Origin of the sequence: Alicyclobacillus contaminans DSM 17975 (genome assembly GCF_000429525.1) — a bacterium.
Taxonomy (GTDB): domain Bacteria; phylum Bacillota; class Bacilli; order Alicyclobacillales; family Alicyclobacillaceae; genus Alicyclobacillus_A; species Alicyclobacillus_A contaminans.
The window spans coordinates 35,269-46,762 of sequence record NZ_AUCA01000030.1 but is presented as its reverse complement, the minus strand read 5'-3'; the positions used below and the strand labels follow the sequence as shown (position 1 = coordinate 46,762).

Sequence of the window (11,494 nt, the reverse complement as noted above, 5' to 3'; positions counted from 1 at the left end):
ATTCAAGCGATGAAGGCCTGCCAAATCAACCACGAGCGGACGGGTTACAACAACCCCGATGCTGACGGATACATCGAGCGATTCTTCCGGTCGCTGAAGGAGGAGGAGGTCTGGCTGCAAGAATACAGCAGCTTTACCGAGGCGAAAGCGGCGATCGAGTCATACATTCACTTTTACAACACGGACCGACCTCATTCCGCACTAGGTTATCGGTCACCGTCGGAATTCAGAAACTGGAAAATGCAACAGAACGCAGCGTGAGACGGTTTTTATCTGAATTGTAAATCTATCATCTCTTTCTTAAAAGCCATCCCATCTGTCTTGACAATGTGGGGTTCAATACGGAAGTGCAATCGCACCGCGTCGGTTGCTGTTTCGAGTATCGCGGGCAGATGTATGGCGCATACTACCGCGCTCTGCCGGGCCCGGTTGAGGATGCGGAGGTGGTCTTTCTCGCCCTCGGACATCCGGATGGACCGCGGTTGTTGGACGAGGACCTGGAACAGCGGGTGCAGCAAGAATTCCGCGCTCGGTATGAAGGGCTGGTGACGGTTCTTTAGACCGTGAGGGCCTGGGCGGAGACAGCGGGAAAACGGCCCAAACGTCAAAGGTTTGCCACCAGGAAGGCGGATAATTCCTCCGCTTCGGCGGTGTTTGTGAGACCGAACACCCGTTGTACATAATCAATGTCCGAAGCCTCTTCGGCGTCGAGGATGGCGGTCTTTCCGGATTGAATCAGGTACACCAGTCTCTTGCCGTAGAAGTGATCGGTCTGGGTGATGGCCAAATCGAAACGGGCCCCCTCACCGGCGTATCCCACGAAGCGGGTGGTGGTGGACTCCGTAGCATCGTACAGAATGAATGTCGTGTCCATAGGTTCCTCCCAAAGGAAACAAAGTACCGAACGCCTTGGCGACCGGTACTTTGCGTGAAAATGTTAGGAGAAAATCCGGCGAAGCGAACGATTGTCCCCGTCGACGTCGGATGTGAGTTGCTTCAGCTCGTTGGAAGCGGCCATGAACAGCGCCTTATCCCGTTGCTCCAAGGCTCTGTCAATGGTTTGACGGAGTTCCTGCTTGCGCGCGTGGCGCTGCTGCACTTCCTCGAGCAGCTGTGTCACTTCGGTTGGCACCGGTAGTTCCGGCAGATTGGTGAACAGGTACAGGGTTTCCTGCTTCTGAAAGAAGTTTCGCAGGTGCTCCAGAATTTCCTCCGGTTGACTCACCTTCTGTACACCGCCATTGGTTGGGATACGAGCAATCATGCCGTGCCGCCCGATGATTAACAAAGGCACATTTTCGAGAACGATATTCGTCATCTCAACCTGGTGGTGTCGGGATGCCAGAAAGTCGAGCACAGCCTCCGCACCGGCTGGGAGAATTTTGGTCTTCAAGAATAGCAGTTCTTGTTTTGCAATCATCGCGCACGTCCCTCCTTACGACCGTGTGAACGGTTTGGCTGTCAACATGCCCTGCAACAGTGTATGCCCTTGCACCGCCGCCAGCAGCGGCGCATGCCTCCATGGCATCGCCTGCAGTGTAAGTATTGTAGCAGAATTGCGAGCGACTTAGAAGTCGGAATCGACGGCTCGGGGGAGCCTCCCTCCGCTTTTAGCATATCTGTGTTAAAATTCAGATATATACTTTAGGCGGATTGCCGCGATGGCTATCCGTTGAGAGAGGTGAGCGTCGATTGAACACAGCGTTGCTGGTTCTCGATGTGCAGTCAGACTTCCTGGGCAACACTATCGATTACGTGGCGCCGCTTTGTCAACGGTTTGTGGACGAACGTGGCGCGGATTACAGCGTTGTGATTCTGACGCAGTGGACGTATCCGGAACAGCAGGGTCGCAGCACGCTGGCTGTCCACTTCCCGGGTGCGGAGATTGTTGAAAAGACCGGCTATTCCGGCTACACCGCCGCGACGCGGGAGATTCTCGAGCAGCGGGGCATTGAGGAAGTGCATCTGGCCGGGGTGGATGCCGAGGGAGCGGTGCTGGCCACGCTGTTCGGGTTGGTCGACGCGGGCTATCGCGTGAAGGTATTGGAGCGGCTAGTGGCTTCCTATCATGGGCGCAATTGGGAGTCCATGATGATTGCGCGGCATGTGCTTGGCAAAGATAACGTCGTGAATATCGGTGGCGGCAGCGTGTACGTGTGAACGGGGGGACCGGCAAAGATTCCCCGGAGCGGGAGGTTCGCACCCGTGCATACTAGGCATGGGGAGGCGGTTGCCATGGACCAGCACTGGGTGTATTTCGCCGGACTGTACGATTCCAAGTTCGAGGCGTACTGTGCCGTCATGTGGGTGGAGGCGGATGAACGCATTCGCGGCAGCTCCACGCCGACGGAGGTTCAGGTGTACCAGACGCGACGCGGCAAATACGGCGTCCGGTTTTTGCCAGGGCAGCGCCGGATGCAGCAGGCTCTCCAGTAGACGCGCGCAAGGGTTCGCCGACGGCCGGCGAACCCTTGGCGTTTATTGATACGACCTATTGATGGATGCGGTCTCTATTTCCGGCGTATCTTCCGCGGCCGACACCTCATCGCGGTTTGCCGCATGGCTCTGGAACGGGGCGTGTTTTCGTCCGGCTTCCCTGGCCCGCTGCGGCATCGGATCGGACGGTGCATGCTTCACGCCCATCGCGTACATGATCGGGCACCAACCGGTCACACCTTCCGTGACCTTCATGGCGCCATACAGTGTGAGCAGTGTCTGTGCCCAGCGGTTGCGCCGGCACTGCGCAGCGCCCATCAGCGCTACCGTACCCGCGGCGAGTCGCAAGTATTGGTCCACCATGCCGAGGTTTTTCTGCATCGCGCATTCCCTCCTCGCATCGTAGTATGTCCAGTCGAAAACCACGCATGTTTGACTTTGACTATTATTGACTAATAGTGCGGACTACGGCATACTGAGAGTGGAAATCCTGATTTGCTATGGGCCGTTTCGCACGGAGACGGCAAAGGAGGTACATACGATGAATCTGGTGCCGATTGTCATTGAACAGACATCGCGCGGGGAACGCAGCTACGACATTTATTCGCGGTTGCTCAAGGACAGAATCATCTTTCTCGGCAGCGCGATAGACGCTGAGGTGGCCAACGCGGTCGTGGCACAACTGTTGTTCCTGGCCGCGGACGATCCGGACAAGGACATTCAGATGTACATCAACAGCCCCGGCGGTTCCGTGTCGGCCGGGCTGGCCATCTACGATACGATGCAACACATCAAACCGGATGTATCCACCATCTGCGTGGGCATGGCGGCCAGCATGGGCGCGGTGTTGCTGACAGCCGGTGCAAAAGGCAAGCGGTTTGCGCTCCCGAATTCGGAAGTGATGATTCACCAGCCGCTCGGCGGAGCGCGGGGCCAGGCCTCCGACATTCAAATTCACGCGGAACACATCATCAAGACCCGGCAGCGCCTGAATCGAATTCTCAGCGAATGCAGCGGGCAGCCGTTGGAGCGCGTCGAACAGGATACGGACAGGGATTTCTTCATGAGCGCGGAGGACGCGAAGGCATACGGCTTGATTGACGATGTGATTGTGCGCAAATGACCGAGGATCTCGCATGGATGTTGCGGACGCGCCTGAAGCGCGAAGGGGACATTCCATTCTCCGAGTTCATGCGTGACGCGCTGTACCATCTGCAAGGTGGGTACTACACCGCGCACGTGGCATTCGGGCCGCGGGGGGACTTCTACACGGCAGCGGGGAGTCCGCTGTTCGCGGCCGTCGTCGCGCGAGGCATTGTCTCGTGGTGGGACACCATAGGACAGCCGACGACGCTTCACGTGGTGGAGGTGGGAGCCGGAGACGGGCGGTTGGCGGCTGGAATCTGCGCGCATCTGGCGGAACAGCTGCCAGCGTCGGTGAGGTGGCGCTACCACATTGTTGAAGTGTCTCCTCTGCTTTCGGAGCAGCAGCGCGTTCGATTGGCGCGGTGGGTGTCCGTTGGGGCGGTGGATTGGACACCGCCCCATTCGGTCGCGCAGCCGGTGTTTCTGGTTGCCAACGAGGTGTTGGACGCTTTTCCTGTGGAGCGATTGCGGCGCACGGCAAAGGGATGGGAACGCGCCTTTGTTGGACTGTCTTCGAACGACACCCTGGAATGGCGCTGGCGCGAGGCTGAATCGGAATGGATAGCCCTCGCCGAGCACTGGCTGCCGGTACCAGAAGGCCATGTGGGGGAACTGGCACCGGAGTTGGCGGCGTTCATGGCGCGCTGTGCCGAATACGGGCGTCCGCTTCGCGCCGTATTCTTCGACTACGGCATCACGTGCCGAGAATTGGCGGCCGGTGTTCGTCCCGGTGGTACGATTCGGGGCTACGCGCGTCACCGCGTGGCGAGTCCCCTCGAACATCCCGGACTCATCGACATCACGGCCGATGTTCATTGGGATTTTGCGCTGCACTGCGCAGAACAGGCCGGCGCTGTGCGGGCTGTACTCAACCCGCAGTCGACGTTTCTGATGGAACTCGGCATCACCGAGGTGGTGCAGGCGCTGAGCGAGTCAGGGACCGAGGGGTACACGAAGTGCATTGGGGAATTCAAGCGTCTCGTACTGCCCGGTGGTATGGGAGAACGGTTTCAGGTGTTACAGTGCGATTGGTGAAGCGGGGCGATGCGGGTGCTGCGGCGATTGGCCATGGTCTGTATGTTGGCTGGACTCGTCTTTCTGTTGATGGGGATACATTTCCTGTACACAACATCAAAAGGTTGAACAATTCTTAAATATGACATACTGATTCAAGAGTGTATCAATTTCAGTATGGCGTATTTACGCTCCTTTGTGTATTATGTATGTATCGGATAGGGTGCAGACAAGGTGAAGGAGCGTCTGGGAATGACAGTTCGAGTTGCAATCAACGGCTTTGGTCGAATTGGCCGAATGGTGTATCGACGCGCGTTGGAATTCAGCGATGTGGAGCTGGTGGCCGTCAACGGCACGGCCGACGTGGCCACGCTGGCACACCTGCTCAAATATGACACGGTTCACGGCACATGGTCGCGGGACGTGGCGCTGACTGATACCGGTTGGCGCGTGGGTGACCGTCACACGCGCGTATTCTCCACGCGAAACCCGGAGGAACTCCCGTGGGGAGACCTCGAAGTGGATGTGGTCATTGAGTCAACCGGGCAGTTTCGAACGCGGGATACCGCCGGTGTGCATCTGCGCCAGGGCGCGAAGCGCGTGATCATCTCGGCGCCCGCCAAGACCGAGGCGGACGCGGACGTGACCCTCGTGATGGGGGTGAACCATCATGTGTTTCGGCCCGATCAGCATCGTATCGTGTCCGGTGCTTCCTGTACGACCAACTGTCTCGCTCCGTTGGTGAAAGCCCTTCATGAAGCGTTTGGGGTGGACAGCGGATTGGTGACGACGGTGCATGCGTACACCAATGATCAACGCAGTTTGGACAACCCACATAAGGATCTGCGTCGTGCGCGCGCTTGCGGGCAGTCCATCATCCCCACCAGCACCGGTGCTGCCAAGGCCATCGGACTGGTGCTGCCGGAACTGAAGGGGAAACTGAACGGCATTTCGCTGCGCGTCCCCACACCCAACGTTTCCATTGTGGACCTGGTGGCAGATGTGCGGCGGGACGTGACCGTCGATGGGGTCAATGACGCGCTGCGCCGGGCCGCCCAAGGATCGCTCAACGGCATTCTCGGTTTCTCCGACGAGCCGTTGGTGTCGTCCGATTTCAATGGCGATGCAAGGTCCGCGATTGTTGATGGATTGACCACGATGGTGCAGGGCGACCGGCGGGTCAAGGTGCTCGCGTGGTACGACAATGAATGGGGATACGCCTGCCGCATGGTGGACTTGGCGCGCTGGGTGGGCGGCCGTGAGGCGGAATGGACCGCCGTTGAACCCGTCGCGGCCTCGACGCTGTCGGTCTGATATACGTTACTGAATCTCATACTGGCGAAAGCGAACACAAACACAGGCCTCGAGCGAGGCCTGTGTTTCCATTTGGCGATCCGGTCGGGTTTCGGTAATCTAGATGCAGGGGCGGATGTTATTTTTGATAACAGTATGCATCCGTTTGTTATGTCTGTTTCGGTAATTTAGAGGCAGGGGCGGATGGCCCACGGTGTGAGGTTGTTGTGAAGGGGAATGCTTATGACCGAAGTGTATTTTGACACTGCGGCGACTGCGCCACTGTTGCCGGTGGTTCAGGATGCGCTGACAGCGTCGTTCCATGTGTACGGAAATCCGTCGTCGCTGCATCGGAAAGGTGTGGAGGCCGAAGCGCTGCTAAAGGCCGCCAGGCAGGCGGTCCTGAAGGTGCTGGGCACCAGCAGGGGCCAGATCATTTTCACGGGGGGCGGCACCGAAGCCAATAACCTGGCCATCTTTGGAACCGTTCGCCAGCATCGCAATCGAGGTCGCCATCTGGTGACCACTCAAATTGAACATCCGTCGGTGGCAAAGGCGTTTGAAGCCCTGGCGGCCGACGGATGGTCGGTGACGACCGTGGCGCCGAACGCGGACGGCACCATCTCGGCGGAGCGCGTGCTCGACGCTGTCACGGACGACACCGTGCTGGTCAGCGTGATGCATGTCAACAATGAGACCGGCGCCCTGTTGCCGGTGGTGGAGATTGGTCAAGCGTTGGCCAAGCGGCCGAAAGTTCTTTTTCACGTGGACGGAATCCAAGCGTTTGGCAAAGTGCCGAAGCCACTCCAAACCCTGCCTGTGGACCTCTACACGCTGTCGGCGCATAAAGTCGGCGCGTTGAAGGGCGTCGGCGCGCTGTACGTGCGGGAAGGTGTCCGCATCGCGCCGCTGCTCCACGGCGGCGGTCAGGAACAGGGTTTGCGGTCTGGAACGGAAAACGTGCTCGGGATTCACGCGTTGGCGGTCGCTGCCGAAGCCTTGGCAGGGCGAGTGGACGAGCACTGGCAGCACGTCACGCGACTCCATGACCATTTTGTCGAGCGGTTGGCACAGGTGCCCCGCTGCCGACTTCATCTGCCGGCCAGCAAATCGCCGTATATCGTCCATGCATCGTTCCCTGGTTTGAAGGGTGAGGTGCTGGTGCACGCGCTGGAGGCGGATGGTGTGTACGTGTCGACCGGATCGGCCTGTTCCACGCGCGGTGGACACGCCAAGGCCAGTCCGGTGCTGACCGCCATGGGTTTGCCGGCCGAGGAAGTGACCGGCAGTCTGCGCTTCTCGTTCGGACCTTGGCATACGATGGATGACCTGGACCGGGTCGTGTCCGTTCTGACAGACAAAGTGCGCTGGCTGATTGACTTGGAGAGGTAGGAAAACGATGACGCAGCAAATTGTGGTGAGATACGGGGAAATTAGTTTGAAAGGGAAAAACCGCTCCGAGTTCGAGCGGATTCTGGTGCGCAACCTGCGAAATGCCCTGGTGGGGGTGGATGGCGCCCGGGTGCACCACCACGGAGGACGAATGATGGTGGAATGCGACGAGGCGGATGCCGACGAAGTGGTGCATCGGCTGCAACGCGTATTCGGCGTGGTATCCCTGAGCCCGGCCAAAGTGTCGGCGCTCTCCGTGGATGCCATGGCGCAGGCCGCTGTCGCCGTGTATCGGGACGCGCAGACGGGCGGTGCGAAAACCTTTAAGGTGGAGGTGCGCCGGGCCAACAAACGGTTTCCAATCCCATCTCCGGAGCTCGCCAGTGAGCTGGGTGGGCGGATTCTGAAGGCGGGCGCCGGTGCCGTGGTGGACGTGCACGAACCGGACGTGACCGTGTTCGTCGAGGTTCGCGACGCGGAGGCAATCGTGTACGGGGCAAAAATTCCGGCGGTGGGCGGCATGCCCGCTGGGTCCGCCGGTCGCGTGGGATTACTGTTGTCGGGCGGTATTGACAGTCCCGTTGCCGGGTGGCTGGCCATGAAGCGCGGCGCGGAACTGGAAGCTATCCATTTTCACAGTTATCCATTCACCAGCGAACGGGCGCTGCAAAAGGTAGAGGACCTGGCTCAAATTCTGGCAGACTGGGGCGGGCGCGTGCGCATGCACATCGTTCACTTCACGGATGTGCAGACCGAGATCCGCAAGTATTGCCCGGAGGCGCTCGGCATCACCATCATGCGGCGGATGATGCTGCGCATTGCCGAGGAAATTTGTCGTCGCCGGAAGTTGTTGGCGCTGGTCACCGGGGAAAGTCTCGGCCAGGTGGCGAGCCAGACGCTGGAGAGCATGCAGACCATCAACGCGGTGACGCGCTGGCCGATTTTACGCCCATTGGTCGCGGAGGACAAAGTGGATATCATGCGCCGCGCCCGGGAGATTGGCACCTATGAAACGTCCATTCTCCCGTACGAAGACTGCTGCACCATCTTTGTGCCAAAGAATCCGCGCACGCGTCCCCGCATTGACGAAGCGGAGGCGGCAGAGCAGGCCCTCGACATCCCACGGCTGGTGGAGGAAGCGTTAGCTCGCACCGAAATGAAGACATTTACAGCACGTCGGAACGGTTGAGGAGCGGGCCGTAGAGGCACCCTAATCCCGGGAGTGATGAGAACATGATCCGAACCGTCTACCGGGCGTTGAAGTTGACCCTGTTTCTGTATGGACTGACCACGGCCCTTCTCCGCAGCCGTTGGTTGACTGTGGTGGTTGCGCTCTGGCAAATGCTACGGCGCAGGCGGGTGAGACCGGTCAAGCCCACCGCCACGGTCGTGTTTGTGAACGCGTCAGAACCTGCCATCTATCGTCGACGGGGGGTTCGGAAGCTGCGGTCATTGCGCAAGAGGTCCAACGTCTGAAGAGATTCCCCTGTGTCGGCCACCGGTTTGGGAGAGGTGGTTTAAAACCTTGCAGAATTGGAAATTACTTATCATAGTTTGACGCGATGAGTATCTGTAAGGTTGCCTTGACAGATTCAGGGGGATCAACAAGATGAAGCAAAATGTTCGGACCATGCGACAAGATGCTTGGACAGCGGAGGATGACGCAATCCTGGCGGAAGTGGTGCTCAAGCACATCCGAGACGGCAGCACGCAATTGGCTGGATTCAATGAAGCCAGCCGCCGTCTCGGCCGAACCGCAGCAGCCTGTGGATTCCGTTGGAATGCGTGCGTTCGCAAACAGTTCCGGCCGCAGATTGAAGAGGCAAAGGAAGATAGAAAGCAGCGGAAATCCGAGCGAATTCAGGCTCAACTCGAGGGCGGCGACTACGATCATCCTACCGCCACGCTGATGAGTTGGGCACAGGTGCTGCGGTTCTTGCGCCAGGAGAAAAACACGGCGCAACAGTGGGCGACGCGTTGGCGGCAGGCGCAGCGGGAAGCGGCAGAATGGAAGTCGAAGTACGAAACACAGAATGGGGAGTTTCGTCGGCTACGAGAAGAACATGAGTCGCTTCGGCGAGATTACGAGACCATGGCCAGCGACTATCGGGCATTGGTGCAGATTATGGAACGGGCGCGGAAAGCCGCGTTCCTGGACGGAGAAGACACCAGTGGTTTCATGTATCGGATTGATGAGTTTGGCAATCTGGAGCGCGTCAGTCCGGACGAAAACATGGAGCAGGCAGAGTGACGCATCCATAGGATCGGTCTTGAGTGAGGCTCGAACCCTGCACGCGGGCGTGCAGGGTTTGAGCCTTTGTCATTTTCGCACCAGCTTTCCGGTATGTTCCGCAGTTTGCAGGACATGCTAACCACGGCGGGTGAGATGAAATGACCAAATTACGGATCTGGCCACGAGCGGTGATGATGACGATGGCGGCCTGTTTGATGTGTTTGGCCACCACGGGATGTTATGACAGACAGGAATTGGAACAACAGGCGTTCGTCACGGCGCTCGGCATCGACAAAGCCCCGGAAGGGATGCTGGACTGCACATTGCGCTTCGCGCTGCCGCAGAATCCAGCCAGCGGCGGCGGTAGCGGGGGCAGCGTCACGCCGTTGGCCGGAAAGTCCCCAGTCACGTATCGAGCGCGCAGCGTGACCGAAGCGCTGCTGATTGCCAACTCAAGTATTGAGCGACAGGTGTCGCTGACCCACCTGAGCAGTGTCATTTTTGGCAAGACGCTCGCGGAAGAGGGGCTCAAACCTGTACTGCAGGCGATGGTCCGGTATCGGGAGTTTCGGCCGACGGTGTTTGTCGCCATCGCTCACGGGACGGCCCGGGACGTTCTGGCACAGCAGAAGCCGATGCTCGACAAGTCAGCCAACCGGTTGGCGGACGGCATCGCGTTGACCGGTCAACGGACCGGCTTGGTCCCGGTGGTCTATCTGGTGGACCTGCAGCGCTACATCAGCGGGGAACAGACCGGCGGCGTGCTTCCGTTGTTCTCCATTAATAAAAACGTCCAGTCAAGCGGCGGCTCTGGTCAAGGGGGCGGCGAATCGCAGAGCAGCGGTGATTCGCAGAATCAGGACCTGGATCAGATCAAAGACGGCGCCAATGTGTTCCGACCGGGTGCCGTACCGCGCACAGGGGGAGACCCCGTGGAATGGATGGGGGCGGCCGTCTTCCGTCAGGATCGACTGGTGGACGAAATCGACGGGCGTGAATCCATCGAACTTCAGTTTCTGAAAGGGACCATGCGCAGCACAAAAATGGACGTTCCGGATCCATTGGTCAAGAACAAATACGTCGGCCTGACAGTGCGCAAAGAACGAGCGCCCATCTACCACGTGAAGTTGACGAATCCTATGGTGATTCGCGTGGACGTGCCGTTGGAGGCGGATGTGATCAACATCGAGAGCGGAGTGGATTACAGTCGCCCGGATCTGCAGAGCAAGCTGGAACGCCAGGTGGAACACCAGGCGGAACAGCAGTACGATGCGCTGCTGACGCGGTTGTACCACGAGGACCAAGCGGACGTGGTGCCGATTGAGGACCGGGTGCGCGGACAATTCGCCACCGATCAGCAGTTGCGCGCCTATCCATGGACCGAGCGATTTCGCACGGCGCGAATCGAAGTCCATGTCACGGTCAGCATTCGGCGGTACGGCGTTCAGTTGATTCCTCTGTAACCGTCAGAACAATGGATGCCGTCCAAACGAACTCGCCTGCGCGGGGGGTGGCCATGGAAGCGTGAAGTACGGCGGCACTTCGGGGTCGGAAGCCGCTGAAGGCGTGGGGGCCTTGACCGGTGGCGCGGATGAAGAAGATGTTGCTTTGTTGATGGGGTCACGGTCTTGGTCTCGCAGCACCTCTGTGACAGCGCCGCTCAACCAGCGGACAATCACGGGGAAAAGGGGGTGTTTGATCCACTGGGCGACGTCGCGAACGTTCACAGATTCCAACTGCGGGACCTCGGTTCGAAGGGTCGCGGACAGGGCGGCCAACAGAGACAGGTACTCCGACTCAGACAATCCCCAGGCCCGCGCCTCCTGCCGCAGTTGTCGACGAACCCTCTGGATGCGCGCCGCCTGTCCGGCGGTGTGAGGATTTCCAGGTCGCTTGGTGCGACGCCGTCTCGTGGACACCGTGCATGCCTCCCCTTCCGAGCCATCCGCACAACGGAGGAGCCGCCAGGAACCATGGTGC

16 protein-coding genes are annotated in these 11,494 nt (G+C 59.2%); 12 read left to right on the top strand and 4 right to left on the bottom strand.

Going from position 1 to position 11,494, the window contains the following annotated elements; genetic code table 11:
- Together G463_RS0111830 and G463_RS0111825 are read left to right on the top strand one after the other, a co-directional pair.
- Positions 1-261: integrase core domain-containing protein (locus G463_RS0111830; protein ID WP_026975333.1), on the top strand; the 261-nt coding region annotated here is incomplete at its 5' end.
- 86 nt (positions 262-347) lie between these two features.
- Positions 348-560: a hypothetical protein gene (locus G463_RS0111825; protein WP_026975332.1), complete on the top strand. Its 213-nt coding sequence runs from the start codon at positions 348-350 to the stop codon at positions 558-560.
- Between the two features lie 44 nt (positions 561-604).
- Here the strand turns inward: G463_RS0111825 and G463_RS0111820 are convergent, their stop codons facing one another.
- Positions 605-874: a DUF3055 domain-containing protein gene (locus G463_RS0111820; protein ID WP_026975331.1), complete on the bottom strand. Its 270-nt coding sequence runs from the start codon at positions 872-874 to the stop codon at positions 605-607.
- Positions 875-937: 63 nt separating this feature from the next.
- Positions 938-1,420 (bottom strand): IDEAL domain-containing protein, encoded by a 483-nt coding sequence (locus G463_RS20180; protein WP_051322245.1) that lies wholly within the window; start codon positions 1,418-1,420, stop codon positions 938-940.
- 272 nt (positions 1,421-1,692) lie between these two features.
- Here G463_RS20180 and G463_RS0111810 point away from each other — a divergent pair, with 272 nt between their 5' ends.
- Both G463_RS0111810 and G463_RS0111805 read left to right on the top strand, forming a co-directional pair.
- Positions 1,693-2,160: an isochorismatase family protein gene (locus G463_RS0111810; RefSeq protein ID WP_026975330.1), complete on the top strand. Its 468-nt coding sequence runs from the start codon at positions 1,693-1,695 to the stop codon at positions 2,158-2,160.
- A 75-nt stretch (positions 2,161-2,235) separates the two neighbouring features.
- A complete protein-coding gene (locus G463_RS0111805; protein ID WP_026975329.1) occupies positions 2,236-2,436 on the top strand; it encodes a hypothetical protein in 201 nt (66 codons plus the stop codon).
- 42 nt (positions 2,437-2,478) lie between these two features.
- On the opposite strand, the gene G463_RS21810 is transcribed toward G463_RS0111805, so the two are convergent.
- The gene (locus G463_RS21810) at positions 2,479-2,817 is read right to left on the bottom strand and encodes a YgaP family membrane protein (RefSeq protein ID WP_051322244.1); all 339 of its coding nucleotides are present in this window, start codon (positions 2,815-2,817) and stop codon (positions 2,479-2,481) included.
- Positions 2,818-2,929: 112 nt separating this feature from the next.
- Here G463_RS21810 and clpP point away from each other — a divergent pair, with 112 nt between their 5' ends.
- The 8 genes from clpP to G463_RS0111760 all read left to right on the top strand — a co-directional run bounded on the left by clpP (position 2,930) and on the right by G463_RS0111760 (position 10,977).
- Positions 2,930-3,559: an ATP-dependent Clp endopeptidase proteolytic subunit ClpP gene (gene clpP, locus G463_RS0111795; protein ID WP_281171077.1), complete on the top strand. Its 630-nt coding sequence runs from the start codon at positions 2,930-2,932 to the stop codon at positions 3,557-3,559.
- Positions 3,560-3,576: 17 nt separating this feature from the next.
- Positions 3,577-4,617, top strand: coding sequence for a class I SAM-dependent methyltransferase (locus G463_RS0111790; protein ID WP_169725472.1), 1,041 nt, complete (start codon positions 3,577-3,579; stop codon positions 4,615-4,617).
- 231 nt (positions 4,618-4,848) lie between these two features.
- Positions 4,849-5,910, top strand: coding sequence for a type I glyceraldehyde-3-phosphate dehydrogenase (gene gap / locus G463_RS0111785; RefSeq protein WP_026975326.1), 1,062 nt, complete (start codon positions 4,849-4,851; stop codon positions 5,908-5,910).
- 222 nt (positions 5,911-6,132) lie between these two features.
- On the top strand, positions 6,133-7,281 hold the full coding sequence (locus tag G463_RS0111780; RefSeq protein ID WP_026975325.1) for a cysteine desulfurase family protein: 1,149 nt from the start codon (positions 6,133-6,135) through the stop codon (positions 7,279-7,281).
- 7 nt (positions 7,282-7,288) lie between these two features.
- Positions 7,289-8,470 carry a tRNA uracil 4-sulfurtransferase ThiI gene (thiI, locus tag G463_RS0111775; protein WP_026975324.1) on the top strand — a complete coding sequence of 394 codons (1,182 nt, stop codon included), beginning with the start codon at positions 7,289-7,291 and terminating at the stop codon, positions 8,468-8,470.
- Positions 8,471-8,514: 44 nt separating this feature from the next.
- Positions 8,515-8,757: a hypothetical protein gene (locus tag G463_RS0111770; RefSeq protein WP_026975323.1), complete on the top strand. Its 243-nt coding sequence runs from the start codon at positions 8,515-8,517 to the stop codon at positions 8,755-8,757.
- Positions 8,758-8,911: 154 nt separating this feature from the next.
- Entirely contained in the window at positions 8,912-9,532 is a 621-nt protein-coding gene (locus G463_RS0111765) for an RsfA family transcriptional regulator (protein WP_026975322.1), read from the top strand.
- A gap of 140 nt (positions 9,533-9,672) precedes the next feature.
- Positions 9,673-10,977, top strand: coding sequence for a Ger(x)C family spore germination protein (locus G463_RS0111760; protein WP_026975321.1), 1,305 nt, complete (start codon positions 9,673-9,675; stop codon positions 10,975-10,977).
- Between the two features lie 3 nt (positions 10,978-10,980).
- Here the strand turns inward: G463_RS0111760 and G463_RS20170 are convergent, their stop codons facing one another.
- On the bottom strand, positions 10,981-11,433 hold the full coding sequence (locus G463_RS20170) for a hypothetical protein (protein ID WP_035487077.1): 453 nt from the start codon (positions 11,431-11,433) through the stop codon (positions 10,981-10,983).
- Positions 11,434-11,494: the final 61 nt, after the last annotated feature.